Raw genomic sequence first — 22891 nt, 5'->3', positions numbered from 1 at the left:
CCACTTGGCTCATTTCCATGAATAGAAAAACCCATCATGACTACTGAAGGCATTTGACTTACATTCAAATTAGAAGAAGTGCTCGGATTTGTTAATTGCTTATGCTCACTTTTGATTTTATCAATCTTCGAATGATTATCAGGATGCGTGATAGTCAAGAGTAATTGCGGTCTATCCTCATACGTTTTTCCTGTTTCAATAATGTTGATTCTATCCGAAGCATCTGCTACTGCTTTCATATAATACACCAACTTATCATGCGTAACATGCCATTCTCCAACTTGATGCCCGATCACGCTTTCCGGGCTTGGGATTGAAGAATCATATTCTACACTGTCGGGTAAGAAATAGGACAAGTCCTTTTGAGCAAAGGCATTATTTACCAAAAAGAAAATGATAATAAAGTTAAATAAATGTTTCATCATAAATAAAGTTTGATTTCAAATTACAGAGAATTATTGAGATAGCCATTTTAAATTGTTTAAACGGCAATTTTCTTATTTTTAAAAAGATAAATTTATTAGAAACTTTTTTAATGTTAACTTAGTGTTAATTTTATACCGTAGAATTATAATCAATAATTAATCTTTTATAAAGGAGATAGAACAATTAGCGGTTTAATTTTGCATCAAATCAAAAAAATAAAACTTAAAAAGAAATGAAAAAAATTTTACTGAGTTTATGTGGAATAGCGATTTTGTTTGCTTTTGCAACAGGATCGGCTCTTGCGCAAACTACGGGTACCGTAGTTGGAAAAATCATTGACAATGAGACAGGTGAAGCTGTTACGGGTGCCAACGTAGTAATTAAAGGTACTACGATCGGAGCTGCCTCTGATTTGGAAGGTGAATTTAAAATCACCGGAGTTCCAACAGGAAAGCAAGCATTTGAGGTTTCTTTCATTAGTTACGAAAGAATGACAATTGAAAAAACTGTTGCTCAAGATCAAGTAACAGATTTAGGTACTATCAAATTAAAAATTGCTGCCGTTGGTATGCAAGAAGTTCAGGTTATTGCTTCTATAGGTATTGATAGAAAAACTCCTATTGCAATGTCTAATGTAAAAGCCATTGAAATCGAAGAAACTATGGGTAACCAAGAGTTTCCTGAAATTTTAGAATCTACTCCAGGCGTTTATGCTACCAAGAGTGGTGGTGGATTTGGTGATTCTGATATTACCATCCGTGGGTTTGAGAGTGTTAACGTTGGTGTTTTAATCAATGGTGTTCCAGTAAACGACATGGAAAATGGTCGTGTTTATTGGTCAAACTGGGCTGGCTTAGCTGATGCTACGCAAACCGTACAAATCCAGAGAGGTTTAGGAGCTTCTAAAGTAGCTATCCCCTCAATTGGAGGAACAATCAACATAATATCTAAAGCTTCTGATGCTGATAAAGGTGGATCAATTTCAACTTCAGTAGGTAATGATGGTTACCAAAAGCAGATCATATCTGCTTCAACTGGTTTAACAGAAGAAAATTTAGCCGTTACTTTCTCTTTAGGCCAAACTAGCGGGAATGGATATGTTGACGGTACTAGTTTTCAAGGTTACCAGTATTTCGCCAACATTGCGAAAAAAATCAACAAAAACCATGAAGTAACCTTAACAGCAATTGGCGCTTCACAAAGACACGGACAAAGACAAAGTCGTTCTACTATAGCAGAGTATCAAAATAGCGACAGAGGAATCCGTTACAACCCTGATTGGGGGTATAAAAATGGTCAAGAAACTAATACAGAAGACAATTTTTATACTAAACCACTTTTTTCTTTAAATCACTATTGGACAGTAAGTCCTAAATTGGATGTATCAACTGCTGTTTATTATTCAGTTGGAACTGGTGGTGGTGGTGGTACTGCTACAAATGGTGGTGAGTATTACAGAAAAGATGGCTTAGTTGATTTTGACAGAATTGTAGATGAAAATATCGATAATGGCGCATTTGGATCAAAAGCAATATTAAGAGCATCACATAACAATCACCAATGGGCTGGTGCACTTTCAAGTGTAAACTACGAGCTAACGGAAAATATAGACATTTTAGCTGGTTTAGATTACAGATATTATAAAGGAGAACACTATCAAACTGTTACAGATTTATTAGGTGGTGAATATTTCCCAGATGATGCTGATATAAATAACCCAAATAGAGCACTGCAGGTTGGCGATAAGCGTTCATATTACAATGACGGCATCGTAAATTGGGGTGGTGGATTCCTTCAAGGTGAATATTCTAAGGATAATTTGTCTGCTTTTGCTACTTTACAAGCATCAAATACAAGCTACCAGAGGGTTGATTATTATAATTATTTAGATAGTGATCCTAATCAAACTTCTCCGGTTTATAATTTCTTTGCTTTCGGAACAAAGGGTGGTGCTAACTATAATTTATCTGATAACCACAACGTATTTGCGAATGTTGGGTATTTTGAAAGAGCTCCTTTCTTCAATACAGTGTTCCCTATTTTCACTAATGAAGCAAACGTAGATGCTGCAAACGAAAAAGTATTTAGTTACGAATTAGGTTATGGTTTTAGAAGTAGTACATTTTCAGCAAACGTAAATGTTTATAGAACTACCTGGACGGATAAAGCATTCCCTTTCACTGTTCCTAACCAAGGACCAGATGGCACTAACCTTTTTGCTAACATTTTAGGTGTTGAAGCAGTACACCAAGGTTTAGAAATTGACTTCTTATATGAGCCTATTGAAGGATTGACTTTCAATGGAATGGGTTCTTTCGGAGACTGGAGATGGAATAATAACATAGAAGATGTCACTATTTTTGATGAAGAAAATAACCCGGTACAAACTGTAAATCTTTTCATTGCCGACACTAAAGTAGGTGGTTCAGCCCAAACAACTGCGATGGGTAGAGTATCTTATGAGATTTTAGACGGCTTGAAAATTAGAGGAGAATACAGTTACTTTGATAATATCTATGCGAGATTTAATGTATTAGGTAGAACAACTGAAGGTTCAGCAGGCGTGAATCCATGGCAAGCAGAATCATTCGGTTTAGTAGACTTAAATGCTTCCTATAAATTCCCATTGACTGAAAAAATAAAAGCATCAGTTTCTGGTAACGTTTACAATGTATTTGACACTTTCTACATCAAGAATGCTAATTCAGGTGGAGGTTCTCCACTTGTATGGTTTGGAACAGGAAGAACTTGGGCTGCAACATTCAGAGTTAACTTCTAATTAGAATTTAAAACATAAAGAAGACATGAAATTATTTAATAAATTATATTTATTTATCTTCGTAGCACTTGCCTTTGCTTGTGATCCTTACGAAGAAACTTTCCAGGAATTAGAGGAAAATGCACCAGGTCCTATTGCAAATATAGAAATCACTCTTAATGATGATGATTATGCTTTATTAGAAGGTGTAGAAGGCGCTGAAAATGTTGTTCAATATGGCAACTTTGACAATGAAGAGGATGTAAGAGAGTTTATTCCAAGAATTCTTTCTCAAAAATATCCATTATTTGATAACAAATCTGCAGTTAAGGTAAATTATGATTTTTACAGAGGCGGTGCTGATCAAGTGAGAACATTTACTAGAGCTGATGAATACGAAGTAACTTCCGATGATTATGCTTCTTTGGGAGGTGATGCAGCAACCTACAATGTTTTTACTGCAATGCAACCTGCAGAAGATTTTGTTCCGATTGTTTTAGCAGATAGTATTACTGGTGCTACTGAAGGAGACCTTAGGTTGGTTACCTATCAATATGCTGAGGAAGTTAATGATCCATCAGTAAATATCATTATGAATTCAGAAGAATACCAATCATTAGTAGATTATACTGAAAGCGAAAGAGGACCGGAGTGGATTGATTCATTTGGTACATTGGATTATTACTTTGGGGCAAACTCCTACTTCAGAAACTTAGATGGTAGAGCTTCTAAGCATAAGGAATGGATTGCAAACAATAATCTTAATGATAATCTATTTGATGGCTCAACCACTCCTGAAGAAGATTCTTTGAGGGTTGAAGAGAGAATGCAGGAAGGGATTAAAACATTTTTAATGATTAACTATCCTAATGCAACACCACAAGTAAATGGTGCACCAAAATATTTTTATGTTAATTATGCTGTTTATTATGGTGGCGATGCAGGAACTGTGAATTATTATGTTCAGTATCAAGCAAAATCCATAGCTCCTAACTTAGAATTTGAATTAATAAGTGGGCCAACAACTTCGGAAATTTCTTCCTCAACTATTTCTGAGGATAGAGGCGCATATTATGTCTTCAATGGTTCTAAATGGGAACAAGAGGAAAACGTTTACTATTTAAGTTCAGCAGATTATGATGCAATGGGTGCTCCTGGAAGATTTGATAATTTCTCTTCATCTACTCCAGCTGATGATTATTTAGTAGATCTTCTTGAAATGAAATATCCTTATGCCCAAGAAGAGAATGAGATTTCTGTGATTTACAAATATTATAATGGTGATGAAACTCAAACAAGAGGAGATCTTTACACTTATCTAAATGCACAATGGAATGTTTACGAATCAGTAATCACTACTTCTTTGCAATTTGGTAAAGAAGAAGGAGTTTGGGTGCCTGATAATACTATCGCTTATACTCTATCTGCTACAGATTACGAATTAATTGGGAAAATTGAAATAGAAAACGGAAATACTGCCAGAGGTGAAAATGTCCAAAGCTATGGTAATTTTTACCAAAACTTCCCAGATGGTGATACTCACTGGACACCAGAGGAAATTGCAGGGATTATCGGACAATTCTTATTGCAAAAATTTCCTGAGTCGGAAGTTGGTCAAAAATATAGAGTTACCTATTTAAAATATGTTGGTTCAGCTGTTGAAGACACTGTTTTATTAATTTTAACAGAAGACGGAACTTATCAAGAAGTAGAGTAATTAAAGCTTAATTTTATTAAAAGGCTTCCTTTTGGGAAGCCTTTTTTTATGCTTAATTTTACAATCTAAAATTTAAATAATGTTAAATAGATACTTGTTAGTAATACTTGCATTAACATCCCTGGTAATGCAAGCCTGCAATTCTGGAAAAAATCCTCTACCTCAACAAAATGAGGAAGATGAAAAAGAGGTTTATATCCCTGAAATCATCGAAAGCTTTGATTGTTTTCCACAAGATGGGGAATCAACATTTGAAATTGTCACTTGGAATGTAGAACAATATCCATTAGATATAGATACTCCAGGAGCAATAAAAACTACACTTGATACTATGAAAGTGGATATCATTGCATTTCAGGAGGTTAAAACACCCAATAATTTGATTGAGGCTGTCATTGACAGCTTGCCTGATTGGGAATTTGTTTATGCAGATGTTCGTTACGATTTAGAAATTGGCTTTGCTTACCGTCCTTCGGAAATTATTTCAATTGAATCGCTAGAACTATTATATCCCGATAGCAGCAATGCCTTTCCTCGTGAACCAGTTTTCACAACAATTGAACATGTAAGCGGATTAAAAGTCAATCTTATTAATATTCATTTAAAATGCTGCAATGATGGCGAAGAAAGAAGAGCCATTGCAAGCCAGTTATTGAAAAAATATATAGATACTAACTTAGCAAATGAAGCAACTATTCTGCTTGGAGATTTCAATGATGAAATAGATGACGCTAATAATCCATTTACAAATTTCATTGATGATAATGCAAATTATAGATTTGCTGATATGGAAATAGCAAAGGGAAGTTCTGAGTTTTGGAGTTATCCTTCTTATGGTCCTGAAGGTAGTCATATTGACCATATTCTAATTTCAAATGAATTATTTGATCTAGAAATAGAAACAAAAACTTTAACACTGGATAATTGCATATCAAGGTATGAATACAATGTTTCTGATCATCTTCCCATCATGAGTACTTTTTCTACTAATTAAAAAAAACAGCAAATACATTAAAACCTCTGAACTTAGACTTCAGAGGTTTTTTTTTCACCCAATCATCCCCATTTCCTACCGTTAGAGTTAAAGCATTCTAAATCAGTAACCTTATTACTTTAAGTAAGTTTTAACTATTTGTATGTTTGTACATCCTTTTAGATCAATATTTTTTTAAAAATTTATCATGAACAAGATTATCACTCGGATTATAGCCTCTATAGCTGTATTAGCTATTATTGTTTATTTGGTATTTCCCGATATTTTTTCTTCTGAGGCTGAAAACAAGTTAGAAACTCCAAGTGCAGCGGGAAACACAAAAGTTTCTATTGATGCTCAAATTGTAAAATATGAAACTTTTAAAAATGACATAGTGCTGACTGGTTCATTATTGGCAAACGAATCTGTAGAACTAGCTAGTGAAATTTCAGGAAAAATCGACAATATATATTTCGATGAAGGCGAATATGTGAAAGAAGGAAAATTATTGGTTCAAACCAATGTTGCTGATTTAAGAGCTAATTTACAAAGACTGAAATATACTGCTCAATTAAATTCCGAAACTGAAAATCGACAAAAACAACTTCTAGAAAAGGAAGCTATCAGTAAAGAGGAATATGATATAGCTTTCACTAATCTTAAGACAACTCAAGCTGAAATTGATGCTTTGGAAGCAGAGATTGATAAATCCAGAATTAGAGCACCTTTTTCTGGTTTCATAGGCTTAAGATATGTCAGCGAAGGAAGTTACATAACTCCTACTTCTCAAATCGCCTCATTATACAATGTTGATCCTATCAAAATTGAATTCTCAGTACCTAGTAGATATAGTGGCTTAGTAAAAAAGGGAAGCAAAATTACTTTTACATCGGAAGCAGAAAACCTGGATAGAGAGGCTACAGTTTATGCTATCGAACCTCAAATAGATCCTGTTACCAGGACCTTATCAGCAAGAGCCCAAACGGCCAACCCCGACAACTCCTTAATACCAGGGCAATTTATACGAATTAATTTAAGTTTAGAAAATAGAGAAAATGCTATTTTAATTCCAACTACAGCCATTATGCCTAAAGCAAATGGACATACCGTTTTTATTATTAAGGATGGAAGAGCACATCTAAAAGATGTTGAATTGGGAGCAAGGACAGCAAACCGTGTTGAAATTTTGAAAGGGATTAGTGAAGGAGATACTGTTGCAATTGCAGGGGTTCCTCAGTTGAAAGATAGAGCAGAAATAGAAATTAAAAAGCTGGAAAAATAAAGAAATGGCATCATTATCAGAAATAAGCATTAAAAGACCAGTATTAGCCATTGTGCTTTCACTGGTCATATTAATTTTCGGCTTTATTGGATTTAATTTTCTTGGTATAAGAGAATATCCATCAGTTGACCCTCCAATTATTACTGTAACTACGGATTATGCAGGTGCAAATGCCAATGTGATTGAATCTCAAATCACTGAGCCTTTAGAAGAAGCTGTAAATGGTATAGCCGGTATCAGAACTATCACTTCCACTAGTGCTGAAGGCAGAAGCAGAATAACTATTGAATTCAACTTAAGCGAAGACTTAGAAGCAGCTGCTAATGATGTTAGAGATAAAGTATCAGGTGCAAGAAGGAGATTACCGGAAGATGCAGAACCCCCCACAGTAAACAAAGCTGATGCTGATTCTGATCCTATTGTATTCCTTAATATTAATAGTGAAGAAAGAAATTTACTTGAATTATCTGCCATTGCGGAAAATACTTTTAAAGAGAGATTACAGACTATTTCAGGAGTGAGTGAAGTAAGAATATGGGGAGAAAAACGCTATGCCATGCGTTTATGGATGGATCCAATTAAACTTGCCGCTTACCAATTAACTCCATTAGATGTTTTAAATGCAGTAGAAAGCCAAAATGTTGAGTTGCCTTCGGGAAGTATTGAGGGTGAAATGATTGAATTAGTTGTAAAAACACAAGGTCAACTTACTTCAGAAAAAGACTTTAACGACCTCATTATTGCTGAAAGCAACAATAGTTTTGTCCGATTTTCTGATATCGGTTATGCAGAACTAGGGCCATTAAACATGCGTACTGTTCTAAAAAGGGACGGCATCCCTATGGTTGGGATAGTTTTAATTCCACAACCTGGTTCCAATAGTATTGATATTGTAGATGAATTCTATAAAAGAGTTGATAATATCAAAAAAGATCTTCCTGCAGATATTAATTTAGGAATAGGGTTCGATCAAACCGAATATATCAGAGAATCTATTAATGAGGTGCAACAAACTATCATCATCGCATTTCTCCTTGTTATCTTAATAATATTTGCCTTCTTAAGAGATTGGAGAACGACCGTAATCCCAATTGCAACAATTCCAGTAGCACTTATTGGAACATTCTTTGTTATGTATTTGGCAGGATTTTCCATCAATGTATTGACTTTGCTGGGTATTGTTTTAGCCATCGGACTTGTGGTAGATGATGCTATTGTGGTGTTGGAAAATATTTACACCAAAGTAGAGGATGGAATGGAACCAATGGAAGCGGCCAAAAAAGGAGCTATTGAAATTTTCTTTGCTGTAATAGCTACAACCGTTGCTTTAGTAGCGGTATTTATGCCGGTAATTTTTTTAGAAGGTATTACTGGTAGACTATTCCGTGAATTCGGAGTAGTAGTAGCCACGGCTGTCATGATCTCATCATTTGTGGCACTTTCACTTACCCCAATGATGAGTAGCCGAATTCTCAAAAGAAGAGAAAGGCATAATTGGTTCTACAGGAAAACCGAACCTTTCTTTGTTTGGCTAAATAAAGGATACGCTAGAAGTTTGGATGGATTCATGAAAGTTCGATGGATGGGGATTCTCTTATTTTTAGGTGCAGTTGGTTTAATATATGGTTTATTCAAAGTGCTTCCATCAGAATTAGCTCCTTTAGAAGACAGAGGGATGATTTCTGTTAGTACTACAGGACCTGAAGGCGCTACTTTTGAATACATGGACGAGTATATCGACAATCTAGTCCAAGTTACTATGGATACTTTACCTACTGATGGTTTAATATCGGTTACTTCTCCAGGATTTGGAACTCAGGGAACAAACTCTGGCTTTATGAGAGTAATGCTAGTAGATGCTGATAAAAGAGAAAAAAGCCAACAACAACTTTATAACGAATATACTCCTATTTTAAATGAATTCCCTGCTGCCAAAGCTTTTGCATTTCAACAACAAACCATTGGAGGTAGAAGAGGTGGGTTACCTATTCAATACGTAATTCAAGCGACTTCTTTAGACAAACTTCAGGCCGTTTTGCCAGAATTTATTGAAAAAGCTAGTAATGACCCCACTTTTACTGTGGTTGATCAGGATTTGAAATTCACTAAACCTCAAATTGACATTCAAATTGATAGGGAAAAAGCCAGATCGCTAGGGATATCAGTAATTGATATTGCCAGAACACTACAATTAGGTTTAAGTGGACAGCGTTTTGACTATTTCATCATGGACGGAAAGCAATATCAAGTTATTGGCCAAGTCCAAAGAAATGACCGAAATGCTCCCATTGATTTAAGGTCATTATATGTTCGGGCAGAAAATGGGCAGATGTTACAACTGGATAATTTGGTAACCTTAGGGGAAAGTTCAACTCCTCCATCCTTATACCGATATAACCGATATATTTCTGCTACTATATCTGCTGGTCTAGCCCCCGGGAAAACTATAGGTGATGGAGTAGAATCTATGGATGCTGTTGCCTCTGAAGTTTTAGATGAAACTTATAGTACTTCATTATCAGGTGCTTCTCTTGATTATTTTGAGAGTTCATCTAGCTTATTATTTGCCTTTGGATTTGCTATAGTATTAATCTATTTAGTATTGGCTGCACAATTTGAAAGTTTTAGAGATCCCGTAATTATCTTATTTACAGTTCCTTTAGCAGTGGGTGGATCATTTCTTTCATTATGGTTATTTGGAGAAACATTAAACATCTTTAGCCAAATCGGAATAATCATGTTAATTGGATTAGTATCTAAAAATGCCATATTAATAGTGGAATTTGCCAATCAGAAAAAAGCACAAGGACTTGGATTAAATGAGGCTATAACTGAAGCTGCAAAGTCAAGGTTTAGACCTATTTTAATGACGGCCTTATCTACTATTTTGGGTATTTTACCAATTGCATTAGCATTAGGCGCAGGTTCAGAAAGTAGAGTTTCTATGGGAATTGCCATCATTGGCGGGTTGATATTCGCAACAGGCTTAACGCTCTATGTTATTCCATCAATTTATTCATATTTCGCAAGTAAACAAGCACGTGTATCACGTATTGAATCATAATTTTTATGCTTAAATATATTAGTTTAATTTTTTTTAGCCTTATAAGTTTTGGTGTATTAGCCCAAAGGGTGAGTTTAGAAGATGCCATTAGTATTGGTATGGAAAATAACTTTTCTATTAGAACTGCTAAAAACATAGAAAAAGAAGCAGTAATCAATTCTAATTATGCTTTTTCAGGATTTCTCCCTGTAGTCGATATAACGGGTGCAAGAAGCTTTGAGGTGGAAAATGTAAATCAGGAATTTAGAGGTGGTGATACTAATGAACGGGACGGTGCGAAATCAAATCGAATGAATATAAGAGGAGACTTAACATGGACTCTTTTCGATGGAACACAAATGTTCTTAGATTACAAAACACTTCAAATTGAAAGAAACAAAACAAGGTTTGAGACACAAGCCGTATTGGAAAACACTCTTGGAAGCATTATTCAATCATATTTCCAGTTAGTCTTTGAGCAGTATCAATATGAGGTTTTAGAATCTGCCGTTGAATTGTCTGAAGAAAGACTAGAAATAGCTAAAGCAAATTATGAAGTGGGTAGATTTTCAAAAACAGAATTTCTAGCCGCTCAAGTAGATTTAAATACCGATAAAAGCAATCTGTTAAATCAAGATGAAGTGATGCAACAAGCGCGTGTATCTCTCAATTTGCTTTTAGGCCAGGATCCCAATCAAGAATTATCGGCTATTGATAGCATGTCTGTAAACAATGACTTACAGCTAAACTCATTATTAGATGATTTAGCAGTTAGAAATAAAGAGCTATTAGCCTTAATGCAGCAAGAAGACATACTACAAATTCAAAATAGAAGTGTAAACACAGAATTACTTCCACAGGTAGATTTTAATATGGGCTATGGCTATACCAACTTTAATTCACAAGCTGGTTTTTTGCTTCAAAACCAAGCAATTGGCTTGAGTTATGGCTTAAGTTTATCCTGGAGGATATTTGATCGATTAGAAAGAAGAAGAAGAAATCAGACCACTCAAATAGCCATTGACAATAATGTTATTGCCATGGAAGAGCTCGAAAACCAATTAAAGGGAGAACTTTCTTCAGCTTATGTAAGATATAAAAATAAGCTTGATTTGATTAAATTGGAAAATGAAAACTTAGATGTAGCAAAAGAAAATGCTGAAATAGCAATTGAAAGATATAAAGTTGGTCGTTCGAATTCAATCGAACTTAGAGAATTCCAATTAAACTCTATAGAAGCTGAAAGCAGATTATTAAATGCTATATATTTAGCCAAACAAGCGGAAATCAATTTATTGGCAATTAGTGGGAATTTATTAACTCAGAAATCCATTAATTAACATTTTCTTCAATAAGGCTGCAATAATAATTTCTCTTAATTTTGTGCTACTAAATAGGGCCTGCTTAAAAAGTATCAAGTGCCTCTTATACAAGTGGGCGAAGTGAAGATGTATGCTTTTATACCTTGAGCTGAAGCCCAGGAAGTAGAAGAGGTGCTTGAGGCTAGAGCACTAGAAAATCAAAAATTGATTTTCTAGTGCAAATATTATGGATATTAACTCTAAAAAAGCTTGCACTTGCTGAAAAACTATTAGGCAATAATCACTGTCAAAAAAGATAGAAAGTTCATTTTTGATCTATTATCCGTTTTGAAGCAAGCCCTAAATAAGCAACTATGTTCGAAAAACTAAGAGAAAGGTGGGATTTAAAGTCAGGCTGGCAAGTACTCATTGTCTTAATTGTATTTGCTTGTACAGGGTTTACTGTTATGTTTCTGAAAGAGCCCATACTATCTCTTTTTGCTGCTAAGGAAGAACGAAATTGGGTGTTCACCACTATTTATTATATACTGATATTACCCGTTTACTTTATAATACTTCTTTGCTATGGTTTTATCTTCGGGCAAGGTAAATTCTTTACTGGCTTTGTAAAAAAGACTTTCAGTCGTTTTAAAAGAAAGAAATAAATACTTCCAAAAAATTTTAAGTATAAAAAAAGCCGAGCTAGGCCGGCTTTAAATTTATAGTGTTTGTTTCTCTTAGATTAATCCCGTTCCACCTTGAAGTTAACCCTCCTATTTTTAGCTCTGTTTTCTCGAGTATCATTAGGATAAGCCGGTTCGCTTTCTCCTTTTCCTAAATATTCCAATCTTACTTTTTTTATGCCGTTATTAGTCAAATAAACAACTACTGATTGAGCTCTTTTCTCAGAAAGCATCTGGTTATACTCTTCAGGACCTGTGCTATCTGTATGCCCAATAATGACCACTTCAATTTGGCTATTGTCATTCATTACCTCAACCATTCTATCCAACTCAGATTTGCTACTAGCTAATAATTCATAACTATCGAAAGCAAAGAACACATTATTCAATACAATTTCAGCTTCCTCTTTAACTGGAGCCATAATCATATCATTAATAAAACTTTTGGATTCTGTTTGATTTGTTAAATCAACATTTTCACTAATTGGGAGATAACCCTTAACCTTAGCAATATATTGATATTCCTGTCCAGCAGGTAATGCAATTGTATACTCTCCAGTAGTTGGATCAGTTTGAACTTTCCCAACCTCAGTACCATCTAAAGTCTCATAGGAAACCACAGCATCAAGAGGTTCTTGAGTTTCTGTATCAAACACTCTTCCTGAAATGGTAATAACAGGATTCAACTCATTAAATAGAGGCATTGGCAAACGATAGATATCCATATCACCTAATGAATCTTCCTTTGTATAATAGGCATAATTACCTTCTGCAGGCATACTGAAAAATAAATCTTCTCCACTAGAATTTACCTGAGGCCCCATATTGTATGGTTCACTCCAGTTTTGCCATGTGTCATCCAGCCTTTTTGTCATATAGATATCACTTTTCCCAAATCCAATATACCCTGATGAAGAAAAGAATAAAGTTTTATCATCTGCTGCTAGAAATGGTGAAGTTTCATCTGTTGCGGTATTGATTGTTGCCCCTAAATTCATCGGGGCAGTCCATGAACCATCTCTTTTCTCAAAACTCACATACAAATCTCTATCCCCATAAGAGTCATCTCTTTTGATAGACATGATCAATGTTTTCCTACTATTGGCTAGGTAGAAATTTGCCTTTTCAGACATATTATAAAAATCATCAATATTTAAATTCTCAGGTTTTGACCAGCTATCACCTTGTTTGGAGGATATCGACACACCAGAAAACATTTTTTGCTTTTTCTCATCATATTCATTTCCTATTAGTAAAACAATAGTATTACCATCAGGAGTAATTGAACTTACCCAGTTTGGGCCATCGCTGTTTAGAGGTGCTCCTACATTTCGAGCTTCTTGCCATTCGTTACTTACGGTATCTAAATCACTCACCCATATATCTTCATAATCCTCTATACCTCCTATATTATCAGGATGAAATTTTCGTCCAAAGAACAATTGCTTTCCGTCAGGACTTAAGATGGGCTTTAATTCTTCATAAGGGCTGTTAACTTTATCATCTAAACGTTCTGAAACCAATTCTTCTTTTACATTAGGAACAAGCTCCAATTGCAAATCAATTGGCGTCTCAGAATCTGTTATACCGATAGCATCAATACTATAATATCCTGGCACGACACTGCCATCGAATTCTAATTTTACTGCAGCTACGTTAAAGTCTGTGAGCTCTGTAAACAACCTAAGAAAACGTCCAGGCTGATTTACTATAACAGGCTCTCTTTCAATCATGAGGTATTCATTTCCAGCCTCATCATAAAAAAAGATCTTAGTTAAAGCACTTGGATTATAGGATTCAGCAATAGCAATTTGCCTGATTGGTTTAGGATTATCAAAACCTACTTTAACAAACTCTTCACGTCCAGGTCGTCTTGGTGTCCAAGCACTTGGGCTTCCCTCACCCCACGGATAAACATTAGGCTTTCCTAATAATTGCTTTGCTGAATATTGAGTTTCTTCTAATTCTGATGAAAATTCAATTACTCGATTTGCCCAATTAGTATCCTGAGCTTGTGAATAATGAAAGATGAAAAATGATGTCAGTAGTACTAGATAAAGTTTTTTCATTTTATTCTGTCTTTAATATTCGAGCCTCCACTCTCCTATTAGTAAGTTTTGCCTGTTCAGTATTTTCTCTGGTTAGAGGTTGCGTTCCACCAAATGCTTTAGTCATTAATCTATCAGGACTTACGGATTTCTCAGTTAAATAAGATTTAACAGCTTTAACTCTTTTCTCACTAAGTCTCATATTTGCTGATGAGCTTCCTCTGAAGTCTGTATGGCCTTCCAATTGAATTTCCATGTCTGGATATTCCTTCAGCATTTTAAGTAATTTGTTTAATTCTTGATAGGAGTCTTCAAGTATTTCAGCTTTACTTTGTATAAAATTAATATCTAATCTTAAAATTGAGCCTGCGCCAGATGGCATCAATCTGAAAACCAATGGATTATTTACAGATTGAATCTTAATTTTCTCTTCAATTTCAATGTAACCTTTAGCTACAACCTTTACTTTATACTCCTTGTTTTCTTTTACTTTAAATGAAAAATCACCCGTTTCTTCATCTGATTTAAATACTCTGATATCAGCTCCATAGGGCAAACTTTCTAATGTTAAGGTAGCTTTTATTGGCGCATCTAAAGCCTCATTAATCACTTTACCTTCTAAATCGACCCAATTCTGCCCAGGTTGAGCCATAACTATTTGAGTACAAAATATAAAAATAATATTTAATATTATGAACCAACCTTTCATATTGTGATATTTTTTGATTTTTCATGAAAATAATTGTGCAAAACTAAGTTTAATTCTTGGATTACATGAGATTATTCGATGAAAATATATTAACTCTATTCGAGTGGCTTTTTATTAAACATTAAATATCCAATGTTAAATAACAGCAAAAAAGGAGAATTATCATCATAATAATGAGCGGATAAGCTTATTGGGCCTATTGGTGATTTATAAAACAAGGCACCCATTCCGGCCAAATGATAATCAGGAATAAGGCTGGTAGTAGTAGTTTCAGTCCCGTTAATTTCCCATTTAAAAAAGGGTTTGAAAGCGTGTCCCTCAAGCCTAAAATTAAAATCTTTATATAGCTTAATTTGATATTTCAATCCTCCAGCTATAAAAACAGGGGCTCTGAAATTTTCAAGATATAGCCCCTGACTTTCGAATGTAGGTGAATAATTAGGGGTATTTAATATAGTAGCTCTATAATTACTGAAAGCTTTGACACTACTTACTTTAGCCAGGATAGAAAATCCTATATCACCAAATTTCAAAGGAAAATATCTTTCAATATTAGCCTCCAATTGAACCCAATTATGGATTTGCTCATTTGGATCGGTGTCAGAAGTAGAGCCTGGTACATATAATTCATCACCATAATTATGCGATAAACTCAAGCCAAATTTAATCCCTTTAGTTGGAAAAAGTTTTTGATTTAAATCTGAGTAATTCAAAGAGAGTTGATGATGTAAGCCATAAAATCTATTGTAATCTGTAGTGTCTGATGACACATAATCTGTTCGATTAGTGTATTCATTCACCTTTCTTAGCATACTACTTTTTAACTCCATTTTCATTTTATCGAAAACCGGAGCCCCTATATTTATCCCATAATTCCTATCGAACTGGTTAATAGGTGAAACCCTCCTATTATCAAGGAAATTTCCTGTGTTTAAATAATCCCAGCCATTATAATGGAAAAAAGGCTCCACATAAAACTGATAGCCAAAAGGAAAATGAATCTTTAAATTATACCGAAAAGATTTGTAGAATTGCCCGACATTTAAGGATGTATTATGATTAAATAAAAAATAATTTAAATGATCATATCCTGCTCCCATATAAAAGTTGCTCAGTCCTGAGGTAGCTACATTACCTCCAAATTGAAGTCTAATATTTTGTTCTCCTTCAGAATTCAAATTAAAAGCATAAGACTCCTTTTTATCCTTATAAGTTATTTTCGCAAATACACTACTAAAATATGGATCAGCTATTAACTTATAATAATTACTTTTTAATTCTAAGATATCTATTTCCGACTTATTCTCAGGATTAAGAATTTTGGTAATATATCTCACCTCACCAGGCCTTAATCCATTATAGTTGAATTCCGAAAATTTCAATGGCTTTAAATCATTTTTAAAATCCTGTCTTGATTTTTTAAACTCTTTGGGACTTTTTCTTTTCTCTATTGCTTTTAAAATTTCCGGCATTGCCCTCATCGCCTCTGCATAGCCACTATCTATAATCTGATCTACCTTTTTGAAATCAAAACCTGTTATATTATCGGTATTTGGCTCAAGAAAAACACTGCTATCACCTAAATCATTGGGGTTTACTTTATCCATAATCATAAATAAAAGCGAATTAGAAATTAGCTTTTTATCATCCTTAGGATATTTTTCAAATATTTTAGTGGAAACATTAACGCCTATCATAATATCAGGATTATATGTTTCTTTCATATGCTTGGCAGGAAAGTTGTCGTATATGCCTCCATCAAATATATATTCGCCATTAATTTTAACAGGTTTATATACATAGGGAACCGACATGGTGGCTCTTAAAACTTGCCCCAGGTTTCCATTATCCATATAAACAGTTTTTTGAGTAAATATTTCTGCTCCTACAGCGGTAAAAGGAATGAATAAATCAGTGAAATCTTCATTTGCGACTTGATTTGCGCTAGCTGTATATTCGCTTAAAGCAAAATTCAAAATCAAATCATTTGCTAGCCTTGGCCTTAAATTTGCATCAAAAGAGGAATCAACTCCTAAGTTAATTTCAAACCATTCAGGATTCGGATCACTTTTATAGTAATAGGTATTGAAGTCATCGGGGAATTTTCCATCAATCCAATTTTGGAAATCTTGGGAACGGGCTATGGAATCTATCTCATGGGAACTATAACCAGAAGCATAAAAACCACCTATTACTCCACCCATAGAAGTACCCATTATATAATCAATAGGGATATTATTTTCTTCTAAAGCTTTTAATACCCCCACATGAGCTAGGCCTTTGGCACCTCCTCCACTTAGTACTAATCCAACTTTTTGTGAAAAAATAGATTGGTTAAAACTTAAAAGAATTATGAAAAGCAGAAGCTTTTTAGCGACATTCATTGGGCTCAGTTTTTATCTTCTCAAACTTAAAATCAAAAGATAAAGTACTGAATGCAATTTTATTGCATACCAGCCATTAAAACTTCTTCCTCACTGTCTGGGTATGGAATTTGATCAAGTTTAGCCTGAACAAATCCTTTATATCGATTAAAATTAGAAAGATAATCTTCTGTAATAGGTTCTGAAGGCGGTAAATCTACTTTCATAGCATCTACTTGTCTTCCATTTTTCCAGAATCTGTAGCATAAATGCGGACCAGTTGCTAAGCCTGTTTTGCCTACATACCCAATCAATTGGCCTTGTTTAACTTTCATGCCTGGCTTAATACCTTTTGCAATACCGTTCATGTGCAAATACTGTGTGGAATAGGTTGAATTATGACGGATTTTAACATTACGCCCATTATATTTTTCATATACCGCTTTAGTTATTACGCCATCACCAGCAGCATAAATTGGCGTACCTGTGGGTGCTGCATAGTCTGTTCCTAAATGTGCTTTATATCTTTTTTGTACGGGATGAAAACGTTTGGCAGTATACCTTGAGCTAATTCTTGTAAATTTAACCGGGTATCTTAAAAAAGCTTTTCTTAAGCTTTTGCCTTCCTCATCAAAATAATCTACACCATCTCCCTGATCGAATGCAATAGATAAAAATGGATTATTATAATGAATTAATTCAGCACCAATTATTTCCTCCACTCCTACAGCTTTCCCGTCTATAGTTCTTTCTGTAAATAATACTTTAAACTGGTCACCAGGATAAATCTTGGTGAAATCTATTTGCCATCCGTACATATCAGCCACTAAATCGACTAATTCAGGTGTGCCTCCATTTTTTAAAATCTCTTCATAAAGTGAAGATTGAATAGTACCGCTAATAGCCTTTTCTTTAATTTCAACAGGTCTTTTTTCTACATAAACTTTTATGGAGTCCTTCAAATTGAAGACTACATACTCTTCAGGATTAGGCTCATAAACTAAAGCCTTTGCGGAAGAAAGTGAATCTTCATCCTGATATATAACAGTATATTTTTTATTAGTTGCTATTTTCCTAACGTCAAAAACATTCTTAGCCACATTTGCTAGCTGAAATATGGTTTGGTGCGATACATTATAAGCTAACAAAATATCAGAAATACTTTGATTTCGCTTTACGGCATGTTCCTCCACTAGAAAAGAATCTACCACCATTCCATACAAAATGGTTGGGGCTGCTTGTAAAACTTCTGTAGAAATAGAGTCAGGTTTTACTTCCTTTTTTAACTCTGCTACACCCATTGAACTGTATTCAAAAGTGTAAAAATATGCAAGAGACATGACTGTCAATACTACGGCCGCACTTAATATTTTCCTCATAATTTTATACCTGTTTCTTTAAGCTACTTGCAATATTATTATATTTTATTAAATATCAATGGATTAGCTATTATATTTTAAAGTGATTGTTTAAAATTTATAGCCTTTAATGGATAATTTTCTAAATTTAAAAACAAATTACGATTTAGCTATGCGTATTTCACTTAAATAATTATTTAATTTAACTCTGTTTAGCACTTATAATAGAATAGTTCAATACATTCTCAGTTTTACTACTGCATTATAAACAAGACCACACTATATTAATAGGAGCCAAAAAATCTTCTTATAAACCACTCACTAAATAATAAAAGAAAAATCAATAAATAAGGTAGTATATTTTGAGTGATTGGAGTCACTTCGCTTTTACCACTTAATACTTTAGGATAATCTTTTGATGATAGATAAGATTTCAATATTTCTAACTCATTTGATTTGAAAAATCTCCCTTCATTTTTCTGCGCCAACCTTCTCAATAAACTAAATTCTGCCTGAAGATTTTGACTTTCAATATCAAATTCGTCTACCACGAACTGTCCATTGACTTCAAATTTTTTTGCTTGAATATTTGCTGTTGCTGAATATTCATACACTCCTCCAGGTAAATTTCCCAATTCAAAATTTGGTTTTAATCTGTCAGGCGTAAATTCAAAATTAAAAGTGCTGTCATATTCATTCTTTAGAGTCAAACGTACTGGGATTCCATAAATTCTATCGAACACCTCATTATATATTTCAACCTGAAATTTTACTATTTCATTGTCTGCAAATGCATCTTTAATTGGAAAAGCCTTAAATCTATCTTTTTGGTTATTTGCTGTCAGGTAGCGAATTGTTTTCATCACCCAATCATCGAAGAAATCATGACTCTGAGTATTTAAATACTCCACCATTCTCCAAATTCTAAAATTTTGAATGAGCATAGTAGCCTGCCTAATTTCATCATCATTATAAAAAACAAAGACAGGCTGCTGGGTTTTTACCTTTCCCACTTGTTTCATCATAAAGGTCTTTGCCAAAGGATGAAATTGATGATTAGCAAATGGCAAATAAACAGGTGGTAACTGATCTATTATCTCCCCCTCTTCTTTATTCATTTCAAAAAGCTCAAATTTTGGATTTATGTATACAAATGCCTCATCTATTTCATCGGATGCACGTAAATCAACAGATTTATTAATTTCATTGTGCAACCTAAAATTCAATTTTGATCCCGTGATAAACCAAAGTGGTGTTCCTAAATTTTTAAGCTTATTAATCTCTGAATTAAACGTGCCTTTTGAATGTGGTAAATGGAATAAAATAGCTAGATCATATTCCTCAATATTTTTGATAGACTCTAAATCTATTCCACTGATTGCCATTTTAAATTCATAATTATCATTCTGATTAATGGAAGCAGATAAGGCTTTAATATCAGGATGAGGATATGGCGCTAGTAATAAAATACTCTTTTTACCCTCTACTATATTTACATAAGCATTTTTACTATTATTTTTAAGATTAAATTCTCCTTCTAGTGACTCTACATGAACTTTATAATCCTGAAAACCAGTGCTTTTAGCCTCAATGAGAAATTGAATGTTTGTCAGCTGTTCTTCTTCATCCAATCTTACCGTTTTTCGATTTATCTCTTTTCCACCATTTGTTAATCTGACACTTACAGTCTTTCCTGAAAACCCATTTTGTAAAATATCGGCTTCAATAGGAAATTGATTCCCCTCATAAGCTACTTTGTTATATCGGACTTGTTGTAAAACTACATCTTGCTTTTGAGTAGTGTCCCCAAGCCCAACGGTTGACAACTGAAAAGGAAAAGCATAATAATCAGGAGCAATTCCTTGATTATAAATTCCATCTGAAAAAATAACCACCTCCGAGATCAGTTTTTTATCTACTTTCTCCGTAATATTTTTTAATGCACTGTTTAGCGGACTGGACATTCTATTATTTTTAATGCTGTCCAGACCAGAAATTTCGTTTCCACTTAAATCGTAAATAGGAATTGAAACTTCCTTTTTCTCTTCTAATGTTTGCTTTAAATCCTTTAATGAAAGAAAATATTCCTGCAGATCAGATTTACTTTTACCTACAGATTCGGAATCATCCCACAAGAATATGATATTGGATCGTTCACTTTCAGTTTTTTGAACATTTATAAAGGGTTCTAGTAATAAGTATGAAATGAAAATTACTGCCAAAAAGCGTAGCACAAATAATACTTTATTCCAGATAGGCGTCCATGGTGTTTTCTTTTTGCTGTAGAGCAAGTAAGCATAGCCCAAACCCAGAATTACAAATAAAATCAGCCAGTAAGGAGAATAAGTGGTGTTTAACATATTATTGAGCCAATTTTATCATTTATAATCAATTATAAAAGGAATTAGATAAAGCATTACAATTTATACTTCATTTTACTTTTTTGATAAAAGAGATTTACCCGATAAATAAGGAATAACATCATAAATACTTTCCTGTATGCAAAATTCAATATCTTTCACTACATCTAATTTGGCTAATCTTTTAGCATGAGACGAATCTTTCATATACTTCATTATATCATTTTTTGCAGTAAGATACATGGCTTCGGCTGCCAAAGGAGCGTCACAGGCAAATTCAAAATCATTTTTTAAATGATGGCATAGAGCACCTGCAAAAAGTGTGTCTTCCAAATTAAATTTTCCCTTCCATCCGGCACATAAGACAATAATATCTTCCTCTTTGTTTTTAAGATAATCAGTTAATGCCTTTAGATTTAAAAATGCGCCTATCAAAATTTCTTTTGCTGACAAGCTTTTATGAATAGCTAAAGTTCCATTAGTGGTAGTGACCGCCACTTTTTTACCTTTCACTTTTTCATCCATATATTCAAAAGGAGAATTACCCATATCAAAACCATCTGCTTTGCTGCCATTCCGCTCAGCTGCAGCCAAATAACCTGAATCTTGCAAAGCTTTACAGTCCTCTAATGTGGAAACAGGCACAATTTCTTTGACTCCATTTGCCAATCCACTAACCATGCAGGAAGTAGCCCTTAAAATATCTACGACCACTACAATCTTATGCTCTAAATCATATTGATGCAATAATTCTGGCGTAAGGCAAACATCTATCTTTTTCATACATTTATTTTAACTTTCTCAAAGTGCAAAAATTGCAAAATATTTTGAAATTAAGGCTTAATAATGGAATTGTGTCACGAGCAATAGGCAATCAAATCATTTTGATTAATTTTACCCCCCATGAGGTTAAGCTTAATTCTACTTATATTTTCATTTCTTGTTTTCGGATGTAATCAAGCTGAAAAGACAGGTAAATCAGAGATTGGTACATCTTTGATTCAATACAGCAAAAAACTGAGTATTGAAGAATTTGAGAACTATTATCAAGTAAAAGTACTTAACCCAAATTCATCCGACAGTAGTTTTTTCACTTACATTCTGCATAAAAATGAAAAACCGCAGATTAAAGCTGATGCATTTATTCAAATCCCCACAAAAAGTGCTGTTTGTTTATCGACTTCTCACCTACCTCCTTTTACAGCGCTCAATAAAAGTAATGCAATTGCAGGTTTCCCAAATACCAACCTTATCTATAATAAAGAGCTTTTAAAATTAGTAACAGATGGTGAAATACAAGATGTAGGCCAGAAAAACGGAATAAACATAGAAAAGATCATGACACTTCAACCCGACCTAATAATGGCTTATGCTTTGGGGAGTAGCATGGAACAATTAAAACCATTAGAAAAAGCAGGAATCCCCATTATTTTAAATATTGATTATTTGGAAAACACTCCTTTAGGTAGAACAGAATGGTTAAAATTAACGGCTGTTTTATTAGACCAATATCAGGCTGGAGACAGCCTTTTTCAAACTATTGAAGCAGCCTATTTGAAAACCAAAGCATTGGTTGAAACGGTTGAATACAAACCAAGTGTTATGACAGGCCTTATGTATGGAGATGTTTGGTATGTACCGGGAGGAGATAGCTTTGCTTCAAAGTTTATTGAAGATGCTGGTGCAGATTATATATGGTCTGACAATTCTCAGACCGGAAGCTTAGAGCTTAGTTTTGAAAGCGTTTTATCCGATGCCCAAAATGCGGAATATTGGATTGGTGCAGCTTCATTTACTAGCTTGGCTGATTTAGAAAATACCAACAATAAATACGCCCTGTTTGATGCCTTTCAAAATCAAAAGGTATTCT

Annotated in this window: 14 protein-coding genes and 1 pseudogene; 8 read left to right on the top strand and 7 right to left on the bottom strand. The window is 34.0% G+C overall.

The window, feature by feature from the left end; genetic code table 11:
• A pseudogene (locus Q0L29_RS06320) lies at positions 1-425 on the bottom strand (M14 family zinc carboxypeptidase); the annotation flags it as partial.
• Positions 426-658: 233 nt separating this feature from the next.
• Between Q0L29_RS06320 and Q0L29_RS06315 the strand changes: the two are divergent.
• From Q0L29_RS06315 to Q0L29_RS06285, 7 genes are all read left to right on the top strand, one after another.
• Entirely contained in the window at positions 659-3205 is a 2547-nt protein-coding gene (locus tag Q0L29_RS06315) for a TonB-dependent receptor (RefSeq protein ID WP_296620034.1), read from the top strand.
• 25 nt (positions 3206-3230) lie between these two features.
• Positions 3231-4901, top strand: a complete 1671-nt coding sequence (locus tag Q0L29_RS06310; protein WP_296620032.1) for a hypothetical protein — start codon at positions 3231-3233, stop codon at positions 4899-4901.
• A gap of 79 nt (positions 4902-4980) precedes the next feature.
• A complete protein-coding gene (locus tag Q0L29_RS06305) occupies positions 4981-5895 on the top strand; it encodes an endonuclease/exonuclease/phosphatase family protein (protein ID WP_296620031.1) in 915 nt (304 codons plus the stop codon).
• A gap of 187 nt (positions 5896-6082) precedes the next feature.
• Complete coding sequence (locus Q0L29_RS06300) at positions 6083-7156, top strand: efflux RND transporter periplasmic adaptor subunit (protein WP_296620029.1); 1074 nt, start codon at positions 6083-6085, stop codon at positions 7154-7156.
• 4 nt (positions 7157-7160) lie between these two features.
• Positions 7161-10220 carry an efflux RND transporter permease subunit gene (locus Q0L29_RS06295; RefSeq protein WP_296620028.1) on the top strand — a complete coding sequence of 1020 codons (3060 nt, stop codon included), beginning with the start codon at positions 7161-7163 and terminating at the stop codon, positions 10218-10220.
• A gap of 5 nt (positions 10221-10225) precedes the next feature.
• On the top strand, positions 10226-11539 hold the full coding sequence (locus Q0L29_RS06290) for a TolC family protein (protein WP_296620026.1): 1314 nt from the start codon (positions 10226-10228) through the stop codon (positions 11537-11539).
• Positions 11540-11874: 335 nt separating this feature from the next.
• The gene (locus Q0L29_RS06285) at positions 11875-12165 is read left to right on the top strand and encodes a DUF6787 family protein (protein ID WP_296620024.1); all 291 of its coding nucleotides are present in this window, start codon (positions 11875-11877) and stop codon (positions 12163-12165) included.
• 77 nt (positions 12166-12242) lie between these two features.
• On the opposite strand, the gene Q0L29_RS06280 is transcribed toward Q0L29_RS06285, so the two are convergent.
• The 6 genes from Q0L29_RS06280 to Q0L29_RS06255 form a co-directional block, all read right to left on the bottom strand.
• Positions 12243-14252, bottom strand: coding sequence for an OmpA family protein (locus tag Q0L29_RS06280; RefSeq protein ID WP_296620023.1), 2010 nt, complete (start codon positions 14250-14252; stop codon positions 12243-12245).
• Between the two features lies 1 nt (position 14253).
• Positions 14254-14883, bottom strand: coding sequence for an OmpA family protein (locus tag Q0L29_RS06275; RefSeq protein ID WP_296620021.1), 630 nt, complete (start codon positions 14881-14883; stop codon positions 14254-14256).
• 152 nt (positions 14884-15035) lie between these two features.
• Positions 15036-17324: a patatin-like phospholipase family protein gene (locus Q0L29_RS06270; RefSeq protein ID WP_296620020.1), complete on the bottom strand. Its 2289-nt coding sequence runs from the start codon at positions 17322-17324 to the stop codon at positions 15036-15038.
• A 59-nt stretch (positions 17325-17383) separates the two neighbouring features.
• Positions 17384-18682 (bottom strand): peptidoglycan DD-metalloendopeptidase family protein, encoded by a 1299-nt coding sequence (locus Q0L29_RS06265; RefSeq protein WP_296620018.1) that lies wholly within the window; start codon positions 18680-18682, stop codon positions 17384-17386.
• 263 nt (positions 18683-18945) lie between these two features.
• A complete protein-coding gene (locus tag Q0L29_RS06260; protein ID WP_296620016.1) occupies positions 18946-21021 on the bottom strand; it encodes a hypothetical protein in 2076 nt (691 codons plus the stop codon).
• Positions 21022-21096: 75 nt separating this feature from the next.
• Positions 21097-21804, bottom strand: coding sequence for a 2-phosphosulfolactate phosphatase (locus tag Q0L29_RS06255; RefSeq protein ID WP_296620015.1), 708 nt, complete (start codon positions 21802-21804; stop codon positions 21097-21099).
• 120 nt (positions 21805-21924) lie between these two features.
• On the opposite strand from Q0L29_RS06255, the gene Q0L29_RS06250 reads away from it, so the two are divergent.
• Positions 21925-22891: ABC transporter substrate-binding protein (locus Q0L29_RS06250; RefSeq protein ID WP_296620013.1), on the top strand; the 967-nt coding region annotated here is incomplete at its 3' end.

This window comes from Marivirga sp. (genome assembly GCF_024636815.1).
GTDB lineage: Bacteria > Bacteroidota > Bacteroidia > Cytophagales > Cyclobacteriaceae > Marivirga.
The sequence above is the reverse complement of the archived record's forward strand: the minus strand, read 5'-3'. Positions and strand labels throughout refer to the sequence as shown.